Here is a 17,872-nt window from a genome sequence, read left to right as displayed (position 1 = left end):
TAATGAATACAGAAAATAACAAGACTAATATCTTAGAAAAAACTGCTTTCTTACATATTCAAGAAGTTTCCAAAGTATATCCTACTAACAACGGTGATTATGTCGTTTTAGATGGTGTCAATCTTACTGTCAATGAAGGAGAATTTGTCTGTATTATTGGTCATTCTGGTTGCGGTAAATCCACACTTTTAAATATGATTTCTGGTTTTAATCAACCTACCACTGGCACAGTAAAACTTAAAGATCGTATTATTGCAGAACCAGGTCCTGATCGTATGATGGTTTTTCAAAATTACTGTTTATTGCCATGGAAAAATGCTTTTGATAACGTTTACCTTGCTGTTAATGCCGTTTATCCCCATAAAAATCAGCAAGAAAAATTAATCATTGTCGAGCAACATTTAGCTATGGTTGGTTTAACCGAAGCAGCGAAAAAAATGCCCCATCAATTATCTGGTGGTATGAAACAACGAGTTGCCATCGCTCGTGCTTTAGCTATTCGCCCTGAAATATTAATTTTAGATGAGCCTTTTGGCGCTTTAGATGCTATTACTAAAGAAGAATTACAGGAAGAATTATTACAAATTTGTCGAGAGTATAATTTAACCGTAATGATGATTACCCACGATATAGATGAAGCCTTATTTTTAGCAGATAGACTCGTTATGATGACTAACGGCCCTAGAGCAAAAATTGGCGAAATCCTTAATATTCCTTTTTCTCGCCCTCGTAATCGGACACAAATCACAGAAGATCCCCGATACTATGAATTACGCAACTATGCTTTAGATTTCTTATTTAATCGTTTTGCTCATTCCGAAGATCCAGAGGATGATAATATTGAACTAGAATCTCAAAATAATAAACTCAAAATTGCAGGTATTGTGGGCGGTTTATTAGTAGCCGCCATAGCAGGATTTACTCTATTACAATCTTTTGGCAATAATAGCGGACAATCACCCAATAAGACAGAACAAATTAGTAATTAAAATCTATTCAATAAAACTTTTGATGATTATACTTGACTAATTTAACAAAAATAAGTTATAATTGTGAGTTATGAGCTTTTGCGGATGTGGCGGAATGGTATACGCGCACGCTTGAGGTGCGTGTGGGCTTAGCCCTTGCGAGTTCGAGTCTCGCCATCCGCATATTCAAACCAAAATAAAACCTCAACTGTACAGTAACAAATTTGTACAGTAACAAATTATTTGTCATCGGTAACAGATTAGTGTCGTCTTAACAAATTAAATGACGTGATCACAAATTAGTGTCGTCAAAGCAGATGGCGAGACTCGCTTTCAATTCTCACAGAGAATCCTTTCTCGATCGAAAGTGATTTGCTAACCGCTATAGCAGTACACCTGCACCCTTATTGCTGGGAGTGCGCCTAGTTTCTCTATCTTTAGATAGACAGCATCAGGGCAAGTAGTTAGCAGGAGCAGAAAGCAAACTTCTTAGAAGAAGTAAACTACTCCTCATTTTTCATAGAACAGAGGTTGTTAAAACTTGATCTACGGCACTATTGACATTATAACTTTAAAAGGGAAATACGATCAATCGTTTTGTTTCGTCTTGATGACAGATCCTAACTAGGAGAGTTTCTAGTTCATAATAAAAGTGTTTCAATCCCTATAGAAGGTATTTTCTTATTTCAACATAGTTTGTAAGCAGAAAGGTGTCCCTTCTCCATCCTTTCAATCCCTATAGAAGGTATTTTCTTATTTCAACTGCCCTTAGTCAGAGTCCTTATAAAAGAAGGCTTGTAGAAGCAGTTTGCGTAAGCCACCCTTAAAAATACGAAAATTCTGATTTCTGATCAAATTTTGCATTTTCTTAAAACGCTATATCCCTTAATTGATAAGAGTTTCAGCGATTGCGTAAGGCTAAAACTTGAGTTTGTGTAACTCGTACATTTTAACTAACGCTTAAATTGGGATTCCTCCTTGATCGGAGGTGATTGGATAACCACTACATTGATACACCCAAACTCCTGTTGCTGGGAGTGCCCCTTGTTTCCGCACTTTATTCAGTGCGCAGCATCAGAGTGAGCAGTTATCAGGGACAGAAAGCAAACCTATTACTAGGTAAACTACCCCTCATTTTTCGCAGAACAGAGGTTGACAACAACTTGATCGGCGGCACGATTTCCCTTATTGTAACTTAAGAATTTGTCTTTGTGGGATTATTTTTGCGATCATTTTTCTGGGTACTCAATGCTAACTGTAATGCCTTATCGGTAAATTTTCCCTGTTTGGGTTGTTTGCCTTCCTCTACGACAATACCCAATTTAGAAGAAATTGCTTTGATATTATCAATCAATCTGCCATAACTCCATTGATGCACCTGTACACGATAATCCTGTGCATATTTTCGTTGCCCCTCCTTATATTCTGGGATTCTCTCCTCCGCCCTTGCTTGTATTTCTGCCTCAGTAATCGATCGTATCTGATTCAATCGAGGAACGATAATAGTTGACACTTGGTACTCTTCAGCGATTTGAAGAATGGATTTAGCAATGAGTCGATCGAGGTATTCACCCAGATTAGATTCCCCCTTTTGTTGAAAATTAGCTCTTTTCCTTGCTTTATGGTTTTGGTGATTCAATTTCTGTTTCTCATTTCGTCTTCTCCTGATTAGATGGTAGTCATCCCCCAATAATTGTTTGATATTACGATAGAGAATCACTTTATTGGTGCTGACATCCACAAGTGCGATCGTCACTGGTTCTTGTAAACCCATTGCCACACCGAGAAAAAGAGTCGGATTACCTTGATAAATAGGCTTACTAGGGCGAGGAAAAATATTATTAAGTCGGGCAAGAGTCGTCTGTTTCCGTTGAATAAACGCCTTTTGAGTATCAGTTAAATCCGTCTTTTCCTTCATCCTATCAATGAGATTTAGCACTTCCTCCTGCTTTTTTTGAGCAATGACTTGTGTACCTTCCACAGTCCAATAATCTGTATCAAAAGTACAATGTAAATAGAGTTTATGTTTATCCCACGACTCTCCTTTTCCATCATCTTCTTTCCAGATGATCATAGCAGAACGCAAGGTAAATAAAGCACTCGAAAACTGATCTTTACTGGCTTTTTTCAATTCCTGATCTTCATAAAAACGGCGAAAATAAGGAAGTTGACGAGAATCACAATAGATTTGAAAAATATGGTCACTCAAACCACTAAATTTAATACAAATACGGTTTTGCTCATTCAAACACCATTTTAAATCTTCATTGGTTTCATAAACGATAGGATAGGGAATGGATGGAGAATTTCGTTTCAATGCTGAAAACCAACTATTACTCTCACTGTCATCTACGGGCATCGTGTTAGAAGCAAGGATAAGAATTTGCAACCATTTTTCTCCCTCTAAATCTCTACTAGAAGGAATAGACATCTCAATCTGTCTTTTCAATCTCTGAATTTTGATCTCCAATTTCCGTTTTATCTTTTGATATTTTTCTTTTGTCTCAAGCCTATTTTTAGGAACGCTACAACCATTCTTAATTAGATAAACGATCGCATCTCTGATTTGAGAATCTTCTGTTTTTTGATACTGTTCAAATAAATAATTAGCAATACCTTCTGGAGTCGAAGTGGTGTCAATAGCCGCCAAAATCTTTTCTGCTTTATTTTTTAGTGCTTCCATTGAACCATCAAAAGATTTAAGAATTTCGCTATCGGGTTTTAACATCTCTAGCCAACGGATATTACCTTCTAGCTTAAATTGATTGATTCGTTGAACTTTGAACCAAGATTTGTAGATGTAGTCGATAATTTTACCAACAGAAGCATAAAACCGAGATGGTTGCCCTTGAAAACGAGAATCATTTTTTAGCTCTTGAATTTGTTGAGCAATAAAGTTTTTCGGCAGTCTTCCTTTCTCTCGCCATTGGGGAAAATCGGGATGATGTTTAATTCGGGTAAGGATTTCATTGATCAAAGGAGTATTTTTCTTGCTCATCAACAACCAGAGAAATTGACGAGTATCAGCAGAAGCGATTAAACGAGATTGAATAGTTACCTGAACCATCGCTTTACATAATTGTTTAATTGGACATATTTGTATAATAGCAAATTATTTTATAATTGTGAGTATGAAACAGGAACTATTTTTTAGTAGCAAAGATATATCACTAATCACAGGTTGTTCTCTCCGACAATTGCAGTATTGGAGGGATAAGGAGATTATTGTGCCTTTGATTATGGGGACAGGTACGGGAAAGACAATCTACTATTCTTTTGTGGAGTTGGTAGAGGTGTCGGTAATGGTATATATGCTGTCTGTTGGTTTGAATTTAGAGATGGTACAAAAAATCCTCAATGATTTGAGGGAAAAAGAGCCATCATTTACCGATGCGGACTTTAAGAAGCGTTTTATGGTGATTGCTAATGATGGTACTGTTGAGTTATTGCCTTATCAACGGGAGAAAGCGATCGAACTTCTGGAAGAGGAGAAGACGATCGTGCCTTTATGGTTAGATAAGGTTCATTCTAAGTTGAGCAGTATTTTAACTGTACCTGATTAGAATTATGATAGCTCTAAATTGGTTAAAGAAGATTGATAATTCTGTTGCTCTTGGGGTTGCCACCAATTATTTTCTGTTCCGTCAATGACACGATAGTCGATACCGATCGCCTGAAAATGTTTTTCAGCACATTTAATCTTCAGGGCTTCTTGGGCATATTGTAAATTTTCAATGTCTGTTCTTCCTTTCGTTTCTCGAACCAGTTGTAAGGTATGTTTTCCTTGTTCATCTCGACTGATAATTCCCCAGTCTGGGTTATAGTTACCCAATATTTTCGGTAGTCTGATTTTGAATTTGGGGGGAAATTTGAAGTAGAGAAATACTTGTTCTTTTTGATCTCGTAAACGGTTACTAACAAATCTTTCTTCTACGTCTGAATCTTTCTGCACTTTGTCGTATAGTCCATTTTCACCTGCCTCAATAATTTCTCTTTGAGGAAAGGTGGTAATTTCTGGGAAAATTTCTTCGACGTCATAATCACTGACGCTTTGATCTATGGAAAACTCGATATTGTCAATGATGTGTTGTCTCACAGTAGCTTTAATGGTATTGATGAAAATGCTAGTAAATCCTTCAGGATTCTTGAATACTTTTTGTTTTACTTCTTCTTTCAGACCTGCAAAAATAAGATTAAGGGTATGACGAGTCAGATAAGTTTGTTGGGATGCCCGATGAATTAAATTAAAGACAGGGTAGTTATCATTAAGGGTTTGTACGGTGTTGCTATCATGTACTTGACCTTTTTCACTTGTAAAGGTGAGAGGTTGATCAAGATTGATTTCGCTTTGTGCCTTTTCACCCAAAATAATTAGTGAATCTTCCCCTTTGTCTCTGATTTCGACAATTTTCTTCAATTCTCTTAAAGGGGAATGGTTTTCAATAATTTTATTCCAATGACTATTTGCCCTAGTATTTTTCTCAACGGTAATGGTTTGATCCAGAATTGTATGTTGATCATCTAAGATCTTACCTTGAGGTTCTGGAGATGTCGATCGTATTTTGACATGGATTTCTGCTTTGTCATTCTTGACTGATACTAAGGCAATTTCATACTCAGTGATAACGAATTTACCTCTACTCAAAACGATCTGAGGTTCAGGATATTGGGCAGAATCAAGTTTTTTAATACAATCGGCTACTAACTGATCGCTATCAATGTTGAAATGATAGTTTGTTTTTTGACAGAGTTTGTCCCAAAAAGATTTAAACTCTTGACTCTCAAAGAGGTGATTTCGGCGTTTTGCTTCACTTCTTTTGGCATTGGTAGGTTTAGGAGGTGCTTTTTCTCCAGCTTGTTCATATTCTTTTTGTAAAGTCTCTGCATATTTTTCATAACTATCGTTGGCGATGACTGTCAAGATATTGATATTCTCGTCTTGAATCCGATCGCCCTCCTGATTGACACATAACCTTAAACCCCTACCAATTTCTTGCCGTTTCTTAATTTCAGAGCGTGTCTGATTGAGGGTACAAATTTGAAAAACATTGGGATTATCCCACCCTTCTTTGAGGGTAGAATGGGCAAAAATAAAGGATACTGATTCAGAAAAAGATAATAACCGCTCTTTATCCTTCATAATGAGATTAAATGCTTCTTTTTGGGCTTCTGCGTCGTCTTTCTTCAGACTTTTATTCTCTTCTAAATCGATCGCCTCTTCCATACCCGTCTTACTTTTTTTCTTCGCAAAATATCCTTCCCTCACCCCTTCCGCCGAATATTTTTGAAAATGGGGAGAGGTTTGTTTAAGTCGATCGAATTCCTCATCAAAGATGGTTTTGATTAAACCTTTATCTGTCGTGTAGTTAGCGACTCTATCAATGAAAAATAAGGATAAGACTTTGATCCCTAATGGTAGTAATTGACTTTGTTTTTTGATATGTTCTTTGATTGTCTCTCGTATCTGATAACGGAAAATTTCGGGGCTAGATGGATCTAAATCTTCTTTCAGTTTTAGGATTAAGCCATTATCAAACTCAATAAATTCATTGCCTTTAGCAATACTGATTTCGGTGACAATAAACCCCTCTTTATATTCTTCTCGTTTCGTTTTCTTAAATAGATCATCCCCTTGTTTTAACTCGATGATACCCTCATTAGCAGTTCCCTTTTCATCAATCAGGGTTTTCACTTTGGCACAAATTGGATTACTACTGACTGATTCTAAAATCAAGACAGGCTTATTCCGATTTTCTGCTTCTTCGACTCCAATTACTTCGATTTTCTTAACGAGGTTTTGTTGGTAAGCATCTACTGGAGTTAAACGGTAAACTAGATTGGGCTTGATGCGGTGAGTGGCACTATAACGCAACGTCAACAGGGGATTAAGGGTACGGATAGCTTCCTTAGCTTTTTCGGTACTATCAATGCTCTGAGGCTCATCTAAGATTAAAATGGGCTTGGTTTGTTGAATATATTGGTAGGGTAGAAGTTCCCCCGAAAGTTTCTCACTTGGCTTGTAAAGATTATTATTATTGACTTTATTAAACGAGTCGTTAGTCATCACCATTATCTCAACAAAGTTAGAAGTGGCAAAGTTTTTCACTCGATTAATTTGTGAGCTATTGTAGGCGGTTAAATTAACTACAGGATTATCGTACAATGAGGCAAAGTGCTTATACATTATCTGAAAGGATTTTTTTACTCCCTCATAGATAGCTGTGCTAGGTACGATGATGATAAACTTCCGAAAACCATATCTTTTTGATAACTCATAAATAGTCCGCAAGTAAACGTAGGTTTTACCTGTACCCGTTTCCATCTCTACAGTAAAGCTGGGCGATCGCCACGAGTCGTAACTAATACCCTCTAGCATCATCCCCTCATCAACTTCTAAAGAGCGACTTTCTTCAAGGTTATTTTCCTCTTGAATGGCGATTAAATTCTCAAACAGCAACTCATCATAAATTACCTCGTCAGGGGGCAAATTAGGCACGATTTCCTCATCAAAGGCTTTGGAGGTGGATGTGTCTGATAACTTCCCTTGGAGATATTCAGCGATACCATAGTTATTTTGATAGTCTTCAAGGTTAGGTAAGTCTTGAAAGAGATTAACCACGCTATCGATCGACCTTAGTTGGTATTCTTGGTTAGGATCAAATTTAAAGGTTAGTTTTGCCATTTTATTCTCCTAAATTGTTTTCACGTTGCAACCGTCTTCTAACATCACTTTTTGTTGATCTGTGAGGGCATAATCAAGGCAAATAAAGCGATCGTCATCTTCAAGGAGTCTTACTTGTTGAATTGTCTCAATGGTTAACGTTTCATCTAGGCAGATAAATAATTTGTGTCCGATGTCTGGGTGTGAGATATGAGTAACTTGATTTGTGGTAAAGTCGGAGGCTTGAATAACTTTACTATCAAAGGGGAAGCCCTCCAAAAGTTGAATTTCGGTGATCACTTTTTCGGGTGTCCATCCTTCTAGGAAGGGGTTTTCTGTCTCTAATAATTCTTTTTGTAACTGTTGAGTGTTTGAGCCTTCATAATCCTTCCATATTTTCAGGTTAGATTGATCGAGCTTATACACTTTAAAGCCTAAGTCGGGTTTAGTGGTTATTCCATCTATTTGTCCTGATAATTCATCCTCAATCTTTTTGATTGCCCTACGGATTCTCTCTTTACCAATTTCGGCAATGTTTGTTGGTTTACCAAGATTTAAACAAAAATCATAACTCTCTTTATATTTTTTTTCATCTATGGGTTCAGGTATTTGTACACAGATAAACTTTCTATCTCCTCCGTCTTCTTTGTTCAATTCCATTACTGCTTGAACTGTTGTACATGAACCAGCAAAGAAGTCTAGGACAATATCTTCTGAACCGACTGATATACTTATCAAATCTTGCATTAAAATAAGTGGCTTTGGATTATCAAATACTTTTTTATTAAATATTTTTTTCAGATAAGTAGTTGCAGTGCTACTGCTATATTCTGGTTTATAAAATAAACTTTTGGGTTTTTTCGTTGGTAAATCTCCAATTTGAGGACGCTGTTTTTTATATATATTTTTTCCATTTCTACCATTAACAACAATAAGATTATATGGTTCACTCAAAATTTTTTGTTTACTCCAAGTCCAAGATAATTCTTCATTTTGTTCATTAATCGGAAATAATACATAATCACTTTGATTTTTTGGTTGATCGTTATCAGTTACATATATTTTATTATCATTGGTTATAAATACTGGAAACCATCCTTTAGGTCTTTTTTCTCTTGAAGCATCTTGACCTGTTCTTCTTAATGTATCTGCTTTTTTAAACAATCCATAATCATCTTGTAGCCAATCATCTATTTCTTCATCGTCAATTTTAAAATGTCCAAAAGAAAAAATCTCTTTCTCTTTGACATAAACAATAATATACTCATGAGTATCTGAAAATCCGTAACTATCGTTATTTCCTTTTAAATTCATAACTGTTGGAAGAACTGCGACAAAATTTTCTTCTCCAAAAATTTCATTACATAAAATTCTCAAATTATGTACCTCATTATCATCAATGGAGATAAAAATAACACCATCTTCCCTTAATAAATTTTTTGCCACCCTCAGACGGGGATACATCATACTGAGCCAATTAGCGTGAAAACGTCCGCTAGACTTAGGGTTACTCGTTAACAATTTTCCTTTTTCATCCACTTGTCCAGTTTTACGGAGATAGTCGGCTGTAGAGTCGCTATAATCGTCTGTGTAGATGAAGTCATTGCCCGTGTTGTAAGGAGGATCAATGTAAATCATCTTAATTCTACCTGCATAACTTTTCTGTAGCAGTTTCAATACTTCTAAATTATCACCTTCAATGAAAACATTGCCCGTTTTATCTTCATTGATACCCTCACCCTTCATGGGGATTAAAGTACCTTGACTTGCTTTAGTAGCGATTTTTCGAGCCTGTCGTTTTCCTGCCCAATTTAAGCCAAAATGTTCTACGGAGTCGTCATCTTCCCCTAACCCTAAAACTTCTCTTAACACATCAAAATCAATGTCACCATCTCTCACGGCTTCAGGAAACAAAGATTTTAATTGCTGAAGACGAGCTTCTTCTAGGTTGTAATTAGGATTGAGCTTTTCAACGGACATAGGCTAAAAGTGTTTAGGAATAAGCCTATTGTCGAATTATCAGGATCACTTGTCAATATTTTTTCTTTTTACCAAAAAAGTTAGATGATGATAATGTTCTAGTTTTATGACAGTATCAAGCAAAATAATGGCAAGTTTTGAATGGGATGAAAGTAAAAATAAAATTAATCAAGAGAAACATAATGTTTCCTTTGAATTAGCAGAATGGGCATTTTTTGACGAAAAGAGAATTATTATCAGGGATGCTAGTCACAGTGAGGAAGAAGAGAGATTTTTTTGTGTTGGTAAAGTCGGTGAAGGTATAATAACAGTAAGATTTACTTATCGTAATGAAAAAATTAGGATTTTTGGAGCAGGTTATTGGCGTAAAGGGAGGAAAATTTATGAGCAACAAAATTAAATACACGGATCAAGATTTAGAGTTTGGCGAAGTGATAGAGGATTTTTTGCCTTTACCTTCTCAACTAATACCTAAGCAAAAAACGGTGGAAATTAAAATTAATTTAACGGAAGAAAAGTTACTTTTAATTGAAAAGGAAGCAAAGACGAAAAGAATTTCCTATCAAGATTTAATCGAATCTATCATTGATAACTATATCCCACAATTAGAATCTTAAATAGATTACTTGGGAATTGTTTAAAATACTATTTTTTCTGATCCAGTTATGGCTATTTTTGATCGATCTTTTTGTCACCACATCAACGGCACGATTAAATAATAAACTGAATTGATGTTCAATGGTATCGAGATCGAAAAAGGTGATTTTTGCATCTTCCGCAAAAGTGACTAATAAATCAATATCACTGTTTTGATTAAAGTCATCTCTCAAAACCGAACCAAATAAAGCTAATTCGATAATTTGCCATTGTTGACATATTCTATTAACATAAGTGCGATCGGTATTTAGTCGTTGATAAATGTCCATTGTTTCAGCTAAATATCAAAACGTTCAATATCTGGGATATTTTCCAAGTTACCATAAAGAAAATCCTCTCTTTCAGAATCACTACCATAGTCATTTAAGAAACGGCTTAATAAAGAATCCGCTTGAGAAGAGGAAGATTTTACATAACGCCGATAGGCTGAACAAGAAAACCTTGCATCGCAGTTACGGCATACTTGCACGGCAAAGGTAACTTTTTTTCCTGCTAATTTTCCCTTGAGTTTCTCTAAAGAAGGGGGTTGAAATTGTCGAGATTCGATCGCATCTACTACTTGCCCAAATTCATTAATCGTGTCAGCTACTTTTTCTTGATTAAAGGGAATATCGATTAAGGGTTGCCATCGTTGCATTTCTGTCACAATATGCCTTTGATTATCTTTCCTTACAGCATCTCTAAGAGTAATGGGAAGGGAAGTGGCAATAATCGCAGTTTGATCTAACTTCTGTTGTCGTAAACCTTGCCAAATGTGGGCATAAACGTTGAGTTGTTTTTCATATTCTGGCACATTACCCCGAACATAGTCCGAATCATGGGTTTTAATGTCATACATAATCGTTTGATCTTGTTCTCTGATAATATCAACAACTCCCTCGATCGTGTATTTTCTGCCCTCTGGAGTAAGTTGTTCGGGTAAACTCAACATCACTTCTGTATCGGTGACGTTTTCTGCTACTTCTCTCAGTTTCCGCCAATAAAACAAAACTTGGTTCAATGCACCCTGTTTTACGTCAGCAGATAGAGCATGACCACCTTCTAACCGCATCATTTCGTAATTTTGTTCAAAAAGTTCCTTAATCTGTGCTTCAATGGCTAAATCGTCAATATCTTTCATGGTGTCATCCTCTTTAGTTGGTTGATTTATGATGAATTATTGGGGAAAATAGGGGCTTGAGATTCTTTCGGTATCCCTCAGAATGACATTTTTGTTTGCTTTTCTTTTTTCGCTTTTAAGATATAGTGTAAATCTTCAATGGTTTTATGAACTACACTACCAAAAAACATGGTTTGCGATCGAGAGGCAACAAAACCGTATTTACGGAAAATCATATATTGTCTAGGGCAACGCTGATAAAGGAGGTAGTCGCTAGTGTAGGAATAATTTTTGGGTAAATCATCATTGGATTCTTTAGCTTCAGGTAAACTATGGAGGTCAAAATCTGGGATTCTGGTAATGGTTCGATCGTTTAACATCTCATTAAAAGGAAAAGTTAATTTTTGTCCTGAACCTTTAAAATGAGCGATTACTAAGAGATTTTTAGCTCTGGATAAAGCTACATAAAACATTCGCATCACATCAAAATCTGCCATTCGTTCCAGTGGTTCACCCTGACGATCTAAAATGGGTTTAACAATTTCTTCTACCCTTTGCAATTTGGGGTCTTTTCTGGGATTACCTAAGATTACCACAGGAAACTCTAAACCTTTTGACTGATGAACGGTTAAAAAAGGGATTCTTCCTCTGGGAAAAGGATCGTCTGCGTCTTCATACTCTGTTTCTCCTAAGCGGAATAAGCTATACAAAAAGCCCATAAAAAACGTGACTTGAAGGCGATCGTCTTCTAAAAATTGGGCAGTAATGATGTGGGTATATTCATCGGTAAACCTAGCTAAATACTGAGATATTAAGCCCATATTGCAAATAGGTCCTTCATCTTTTCCTGTTTCCGCTAGATCAAACATTTCTTTAAAGTGGTTAAAGATGCAAAGGCGATAAAATAAATCTAAGACGCTCCAGTCAACGGATGTGGAGGCGTTAATCACATAACCGAGAGTGCAAGATTGTTTTGTCTCTAGTTTTTGTTTGACGAGGCGATCGAAATAAACATTGCCTAAATTCTTTTTAGCGGTACTTGATAAACCCGTGGCATTGCATAGTTGTCGTTTCATCAAAGCAGGATCATAAGGTTGATTTTTATCCCATTTATGCTCGATCGCCACTTGAGACAATATCCTATAATCATTGAGAGCCGTCTTAATCTCTTCTCGTTTTTCCTCAATAAATGCTTTGAGAGCTTGATCTTCCTTACTGAGATTTTCGGCAATTTCTTCACATTTATTTAACCACTGGTGAAAGTCGTTATAGTCCGCTCCCCTAAAATCTCCACGAACAGGCTTACCAAAAATCAGTAAATAAACCCCAAACACGGCGATCGCTTCATCTACTTCTAAAAAGCGTTTTGCTCTGGGAGCATAAACTTTCAAGCCCACATCTTCCAAAGCGTCTATCATTCGCTCTACTTGTTTGCTTTTGAGAGAAGGATAAAGAAATGCAATCTGATTGGCATCTTTTACTTTCCCAGATTTAATTAAGTCTCTAACAAGTAAAGCAATCTCTTCACACACTAAATCGGGTTTTGTGGGGGTAGAGGCAATTATGGAAGTTTTGCGATCGCCATTAAAAGCGGTAATATTTTTATTAACGAGACGATAAAAGCCATTGCCATCGGCAGTACGCCAATTTTGACGGGTAATGAAGTCGTTATAAAATTCGACTATTTGGTAACGGGAGCGATAGTTGATGTTGAGGGGAATTTCGGTGACAGAGCAATTAAGATATTCTTGACATCTTGAGGGAAACTGAACAAAGTTTTCCACTGTTGCCCCCCTAAAGCGATAGAGGGCTTGATCATCATCTCCTACCACACAAATATTCTTGAATCCTGAAGCTAGTTTGAAGAAGATTCTTTCTTGAATGGTATTAGTGTCTTGATATTCGTCAATGATAATATGTTTGAAGATATTGCCACAATGAGGGGATTTTTCGAGAAAATTGAGGGCGTATTGTTGAATGAGGGAAAAATCGGCTTGAGGAGGGTTACTCTGTTGAAGCGATCGCAAATACTCATCGTATAAGTTTGTTAGTTTAACGAAAGTATCAGGATCATCTAGGTCGGTTGTCTGGATTCTTGCTAAAATCTGCTCTGGGGTTAAACATTCTTCGGAAAAGCGATTGAAAAGAGAGATACAGTTATTAACGGCGTTATGTTTGGAGATAGAATTGTGATTAAAGAATTGATTGATCATCTCTTGGGCAATATCAAGATCAAAGTCTGCATTTTCTAGGATGCTTTCCCAATATCTACGTCTGGAGAGATAAAAGTATTGCCCTAACGCATCTTTTAATACAGGTACGGTCGATCGTTGTCCTAATTCCAAAAAACGGCGATCGGTTAACAATTTTTGACAAAGAGAGTGAACTGTACCAACATACATTTTCGATATATCATAGGGCTTCCCTGTCAAATTGGTGACTAACCCTAAGAGCGATCGTAATCCTTCCTTGAGTTGAAATGCCGCTTTTTCAGTGAAGGTACTTAGGAAAATTTCTTCGGGTTTAATGTCATGGAAAACAATTAGATTAAGCGATCGCCATAGTAAAACCCTTGTTTTCCCTGAACCAGGTCCTGCCGTTAGAAATAAAGGGGAATCAATATGAAGTATTGCTCTCTTTTGATTGGAATTAGGATAAAAAGGCTCTGGTTTAGTCTGTTGCCATAATTGTTCAAGCTCGATCGACATAATTTCATTGTTCTTTAGAATCAATAATTTCTAGGGTATCAGAGTCCATACTGCTATTGTAAGACTTGTAAAGATTTGTAACAATAAAAAATCTTGAGAGTTACCATCTCAAGATCACTATTTTTTTTATATGAAGTGAATTAATATTTACGATCGTGACATTTCGGCAAAAGGAGTAAAACATCTGTGACACCAACCATCAACCCATAAGGTAGGAAACTTGAATCTTGCCCCACAATTAGGACATTCTGATAAAAGTTTCAGTTGATGTCGATCTCACTTGTAAATCTCTTTATATTGCCATTCCATCCGATGATAGGGCTTTTCACTATAACAAGCCGAACAAAGGCGAATAGGAGTCATTTTCATAGGGGCAGAAGGAAACATTGTTTGTAAGGTTGCCATTTCTACTTGTACAATTTTACCTAGCTTCTCTAACTGTTCAGAGGAAGGAGAAGGATTAAAACGAAAATTTTCCCAACGAGCGATCGCTCCATATAGTTCTGCTATTTTGCCTAAACCAGAAAGAGTAAGCTCATTTTCCCGTCTAAACCTCCCTAAGAAATGACTAATGCTTTCACCCTCATAAGGTTCGATCGTAAACCACCAAGGCTGAATTTCCATTATTTATACTCCTGTACAACTTCTTTTAAAGTGTCATAATCAATCTTGTTGATTCCTTTCTTCAGGGAACGAATTGCCGCCTCACGCAAAACCATATCCATAATGCCGATATAACCGCTTGTTGCTTCCCCAATTAACTTCAACATTTTTTTATTTGTTAAGTTAGAAGCTACAGGTAACATCAAAACCTGCTTTTCCCAAATATTGACAGTACGAACAAAATCTTCCCCTGACAATTTTCCAAAACGATAACAAGCACGAAAACGATTATAAACCTGTTCATCTTTCTTAATAACGGCATCTAAACGATCTGTTCCCACAAGTACAATAGCGATATTGAGATGATCAAAAATATCCCGAATTTCCGCAAAAGTCTTTGGCTTACAACGATCGGCTTCATCAAAGATAATCATTTCTACACCGCATCTTTGCAATACTGTCATAGTTCTTTTTCTGATTTCTGACACAGTACCCTTCGTCATTTGATACTTCAAGTGTTCAATGATTCCTTGAAACAAATCCTTTGCTCCACACTCTTGAGGTACTTGGACATAAATCACAGGTACTTGAGGAGCTTTACCTATCTCTTGCTTTGGCTTATGTCTTAAACGATAAGAGTTACACGCAATCGTTTTCCCCGTACGAGATTCTCCCACAATCCGACAAGATTGTTTTGATTGGCGTTTACTTTCAAGCCATTCATGGAGAGTGGCAACTTGTGCTAAACTCACTACTGTTTTACGTTCTAGTCTCTTAATTTCTTGCTGTAAATTTGCTTCAGGGGCATTAATATTACCTAATTGTTCTGCTACATTTTCCGCTTTCATGGCTAACTCCTAAAAATCAAAATCTTCTTGTAATTGTTCATAATCAATAACTTCCACCAAATCATCATCTGAGAAAGAGGAAGATAAAGTAGATTGCTCTTCTATTTCCTTTTCCTCCTTTAAAATCGGCGAAGGAGTCGATGTTCTAACCGTTTCTTGTTCTTGTTTTTGCCTTTGTTTTTTGGTTTTTTTCTGAGTAAAATTAGAACGTTCTTCCACTTCCATTAAGACCGAACGATTACTCAAATTTTTTCCTGCATCTCTTACTCTTTTGGCACTAGCTTTCGCACCTATCAAAGATAAAGATTCACTTTCCAAGTCCACAGCATAGGCACGAGTCAGAAAGACTTCTTTATTATTTTCCAAGCGATAAACTAAAATACCTGTAATATCTCTAGGGTCATAACGAATAATGACAGTTTCTCCCTTATAACCTCCTAAATATTCCCCCTTGTAAATCAGATTTTCAAATTGAAGATGACCCCCCTTTTGAACCCTTCTGCGTGATTGCTTCATTAGACAAATATCTAATTCTCGTTCAGAGATAGCATCTGGAATCGAAAGTAATCCAGATTCCCAACGTTGAAAGCGAGTTTGCTCACCCATACGGGCATCAAGGCGTTGATTATAGTTGTCCACGATATAGCAGACAATCAATTTCTCTAGTTCCTTGAGAGTTATACAGGCTTCTTTTTCTGCATCCTCTGGACGTTCTTGCACATTTGCACCTGTATATCCAGGTAAGGTAGAAAAAACCTCCGTATTGAAAGTTTTAAAAACACGCTCTACTACACCACCTTCACTAGGACGACTCCGTAAATGACAAGTAAACCCTAACTGTAAACTAATTTGTTGAAGATGATTAGAACGAAAATCCTTACCGCCGTCAGTGTAAAAATACTCTGGTTTACCATACGTTCCCCATTCCTCATGTAGTCCATAATCAGAACTATAACTCTTCGGCAATATGGCATGACGTAAAGCAAGAGCAACCACTTGGGAACTGGGAGCATCAAAACCAAGATTGATACCCATGATACAGCGAGAATAAGTATCTACAACTGTAGTTAGCCAAGGTCTGCCTAATAATTTACCAAACTGATCTACCAAAAGAATATCAGCAAGAGTATGGTCACATTGCCAGACATGGTTACTATATTCCACATTAATTTCATTTCCTGATCTAGTGGATACAGCTAATTTTGTACCTCTCCATCCTGGATTTCTCACTCTTTTTTTATTCTCTTTCTCCTCAATAATAGGATTCAAAATTCGATAAATAGTCATGTGAGAGGGAGATTTGATACCCCAATTATTGGCTTGGGCAACTGCTCGTAAATAAACCTGTTTAGGAGTCATTCGTTTACTACCTTGGTTTCCTTCACGATAGGTTTTAAGAATAAAATCCTGTAAGCGTGAATCGATACGATAAAAGCCTTTATCGGCTCGATTATTTTGAGCAATACCGACTAAACCATTTTCTTCCCATTGCTTAACGTATCTTTGGATAGTTCTAACTGACTTATTCAATTTCGTTGATGCTTGTTTCAACTTTTCTCCGTAGGTTTTCTTGTCGCAAGGTTGAAGTAAATCTTCAATGACATCGGCGATTTTTTGTTCTTCGGGAGAAAGTTGAGAGATCAACTCTGGAGAATCAGAAAATTGATCATCGATAGTCATAGCATTTTCATTAGTGTTCAATAAAATTATAATAGTTTTATACTAAACTTATGACATTTAATTTGTTAATGACAACCCCTAAAGCAAAAAAAAACGCCTTTTGGGAAGACGACATTTAATTTGTTATTCTTAGGGAAAATGACACTTAATTTGTTAATCTCATTTGAGGTGCGATCGAGATCATTTTTGGTGGATTTCTGGGGTATAATTATTGCTATATAAAGATTTGAAGAGTCTTAATTTTGGATGACACTAATTTGTGATCACGTCATTTAATTTGTTACTGTACAGCTAACTATCAGTCTATATTTATTTCCTTTAATATTAAAAACGGTAAAATTACCAACAGCTTCTGCAGTAGGAAAATTTGATTGTAATTCGATTAAGTTATGCCAATGAGCTTTACTTGCTATTTTATACCAACTATGTGAACTACCCACACTGAATTAAAATTACAGTGTTGGCTTCCTACCCAAAGAAATGCTTTTTACTCCGAGAAGTAACGAGTCTTACTTTCTGACGATAGGCTTTACCCCACGTTCCGTAGGTCAAATACACGGTATCATAGAATTATATTTATGTGTATGGCTTGGTTATCGCCATTATCCGCCCGTGTGCGGTTGTTCTTATCTTATCATAATTTTCAACCGTTGTGACAAGATAGAACG

The 17,872-nt window shown here is 36.5% G+C and carries 14 protein-coding genes, 1 tRNA gene and 1 pseudogene; 6 read left to right on the top strand and 10 right to left on the bottom strand.

Translation table 11 applies throughout. From position 1 onward, the window contains the following. The first annotated feature begins 2 nt into the window (after positions 1-2). Both ACEW8E_RS04500 and ACEW8E_RS04495 read left to right on the top strand, forming a co-directional pair. Positions 3-989, top strand: coding sequence for a nitrate ABC transporter ATP-binding protein (locus ACEW8E_RS04500; protein WP_373479154.1), 987 nt, complete (start codon positions 3-5; stop codon positions 987-989). 80 nt (positions 990-1,069) lie between these two features. Then, positions 1,070-1,151 (top strand) — tRNA-Leu (locus ACEW8E_RS04495). Between the two features lie 1,012 nt (positions 1,152-2,163). Here the strand turns inward: ACEW8E_RS04495 and cas12k are convergent. Then, positions 2,164-4,035, bottom strand: coding sequence for a type V CRISPR-associated protein Cas12k (gene cas12k / locus ACEW8E_RS04490; protein WP_373479145.1), 1,872 nt, complete (start codon positions 4,033-4,035; stop codon positions 2,164-2,166). Between the two features lie 64 nt (positions 4,036-4,099). Between cas12k and ACEW8E_RS04485 the strand changes: the two genes are divergently transcribed. After that, the gene (locus tag ACEW8E_RS04485; protein ID WP_373479144.1) at positions 4,100-4,531 is read left to right on the top strand and encodes a MerR family transcriptional regulator; all 432 of its coding nucleotides are present in this window, start codon (positions 4,100-4,102) and stop codon (positions 4,529-4,531) included. Between the two features lie 2 nt (positions 4,532-4,533). Here the strand turns inward: ACEW8E_RS04485 and ACEW8E_RS04480 are convergent, their stop codons facing one another. After that, positions 4,534-7,650 (bottom strand): DEAD/DEAH box helicase family protein, encoded by a 3,117-nt coding sequence (locus tag ACEW8E_RS04480; RefSeq protein ID WP_373479143.1) that lies wholly within the window; start codon positions 7,648-7,650, stop codon positions 4,534-4,536. A 9-nt stretch (positions 7,651-7,659) separates the two neighbouring features. Further along, entirely contained in the window at positions 7,660-9,609 is a 1,950-nt protein-coding gene (locus ACEW8E_RS04475) for a site-specific DNA-methyltransferase (protein WP_373479142.1), read from the bottom strand. Positions 9,610-9,715: 106 nt separating this feature from the next. On the opposite strand from ACEW8E_RS04475, the gene ACEW8E_RS04470 reads away from it, so the two are divergent. Continuing rightward, positions 9,716-10,009 carry a BrnT family toxin gene (locus tag ACEW8E_RS04470; RefSeq protein ID WP_373479141.1) on the top strand — a complete coding sequence of 98 codons (294 nt, stop codon included), beginning with the start codon at positions 9,716-9,718 and terminating at the stop codon, positions 10,007-10,009. Then, the gene (locus ACEW8E_RS04465) at positions 9,993-10,226 is read left to right on the top strand and encodes a hypothetical protein (RefSeq protein WP_373479140.1); all 234 of its coding nucleotides are present in this window, start codon (positions 9,993-9,995) and stop codon (positions 10,224-10,226) included. The genes ACEW8E_RS04470 and ACEW8E_RS04465 overlap by 17 nt, the downstream gene beginning before the upstream one ends. On the opposite strand, the gene ACEW8E_RS04460 is transcribed toward ACEW8E_RS04465, so the two are convergent. The 7 genes and pseudogenes from ACEW8E_RS04460 to ACEW8E_RS04430 all read right to left on the bottom strand — a co-directional run. Then, positions 10,215-10,535, bottom strand: a complete 321-nt coding sequence (locus ACEW8E_RS04460; RefSeq protein ID WP_373479139.1) for a nucleotidyltransferase family protein — start codon at positions 10,533-10,535, stop codon at positions 10,215-10,217. The two genes, ACEW8E_RS04465 and ACEW8E_RS04460, sit on opposite strands and share 12 nt — an antisense overlap. An 8-nt stretch (positions 10,536-10,543) precedes the next feature. Then, entirely contained in the window at positions 10,544-11,386 is an 843-nt protein-coding gene (locus ACEW8E_RS04455; RefSeq protein WP_373479138.1) for a PD-(D/E)XK nuclease family protein, read from the bottom strand. A 77-nt stretch (positions 11,387-11,463) separates the two neighbouring features. Next, positions 11,464-14,073 carry a UvrD-helicase domain-containing protein gene (locus ACEW8E_RS04450; protein ID WP_373479137.1) on the bottom strand — a complete coding sequence of 870 codons (2,610 nt, stop codon included), beginning with the start codon at positions 14,071-14,073 and terminating at the stop codon, positions 11,464-11,466. A gap of 276 nt (positions 14,074-14,349) precedes the next feature. Then, the gene (locus ACEW8E_RS04445) at positions 14,350-14,697 is read right to left on the bottom strand and encodes a hypothetical protein (protein WP_373479136.1); all 348 of its coding nucleotides are present in this window, start codon (positions 14,695-14,697) and stop codon (positions 14,350-14,352) included. Then, positions 14,697-15,524, bottom strand: a complete 828-nt coding sequence (locus tag ACEW8E_RS04440; protein WP_373479135.1) for a TniB family NTP-binding protein — start codon at positions 15,522-15,524, stop codon at positions 14,697-14,699. The genes ACEW8E_RS04445 and ACEW8E_RS04440 overlap by 1 nt, the downstream gene beginning before the upstream one ends. A gap of 9 nt (positions 15,525-15,533) precedes the next feature. Further along, the gene (locus ACEW8E_RS04435) at positions 15,534-17,204 is read right to left on the bottom strand and encodes a Mu transposase C-terminal domain-containing protein (RefSeq protein WP_373479134.1); all 1,671 of its coding nucleotides are present in this window, start codon (positions 17,202-17,204) and stop codon (positions 15,534-15,536) included. 293 nt (positions 17,205-17,497) lie between these two features. Continuing rightward, positions 17,498-17,644 (bottom strand): annotated as a pseudogene (locus ACEW8E_RS04430) (type II toxin-antitoxin system HigB family toxin); the annotation flags it as partial. Positions 17,645-17,684: 40 nt separating this feature from the next. Here ACEW8E_RS04430 and ACEW8E_RS04425 point away from each other — a divergent pair. Beyond that, on the top strand, positions 17,685-17,872 hold a 188-nt coding region (locus ACEW8E_RS04425), incomplete at its 3' end, for a hypothetical protein (protein WP_373479133.1).

It is taken from the genome of Geminocystis sp. (genome assembly GCF_041753295.1).
In the GTDB taxonomy this organism is placed as follows: Bacteria; Cyanobacteriota; Cyanobacteriia; order Cyanobacteriales; family Cyanobacteriaceae; genus Geminocystis.
Note: the sequence above shows the minus strand (reverse complement) of the source record. Positions and strands in the feature narration are given on the sequence as shown.